Source organism: Streptomyces capoamus (assembly GCF_014654935.1).
In the GTDB taxonomy this organism is placed as follows: Bacteria; Actinomycetota; Actinomycetes; order Streptomycetales; family Streptomycetaceae; genus Streptomyces; species Streptomyces capoamus.
The window spans coordinates 1-576 of record NZ_BNBF01000126.1 but is presented as its reverse complement, the minus strand read 5'-3'; the positions used below and the strand labels follow the sequence as shown (position 1 = coordinate 576).

The 576-nt window shown below is 63.7% G+C and carries 1 protein-coding gene; it reads right to left on the bottom strand.

Annotated elements, in window-relative coordinates; all coding sequences use genetic code 11:
* Nucleotides 1–576 (bottom strand): cbb3-type cytochrome c oxidase subunit I (locus tag IE312_RS38085; protein ID WP_189986850.1); only part of this gene is annotated, 576 nt, incomplete at both ends.

Here is a 576-nt window from a genome sequence, read left to right as displayed (position 1 = left end):
GTAGCCCCACGGGTCGTCCACGCCGACCGGCTCGCCGTACTTGGCCGTCTTCCAGACGTTGTAGAGGAACGGCAGCAGGGAGGCGCCGAGCAGGAACGAGAACACCGAGGAGACGGTGTTGAGCGTGGTGAGCCCCTCGGCGGCGAGGTAGTCGGGGATCCGCCGCTGCATCCCCTGGGCGCCCAGCCAGTGCTGGACCAGGAAGGTGCCGTGGAAGCCGGTGAACAGTGTCCAGAAGGTGATCTTGCCGAGGCGCTCGTCCAGCATCTTGCCGGTCATCTTCGGCCACCAGAAGTGGAAGCCGGCGAACATCGCGAAGACGACCGTGCCGAACACCACGTAGTGGAAGTGCGCCACCACGAAGTACGAGTCCGACACCTGGAAATCGACCGGTGGCGAGGCGAGCATGACGCCGGTGAGTCCGCCGAAGACGAAGGTGATGAGGAATCCCGTCACCCACAGCATCGGTGTCTCGAAGGAGAGACTCCCCCGCCACATGGTGCCGATCCAGTTGAAGAACTTCACGCCGGTGGGTACGGCGATCAGGAACGTCATGAAGGAGAAGAACGGCAGCAG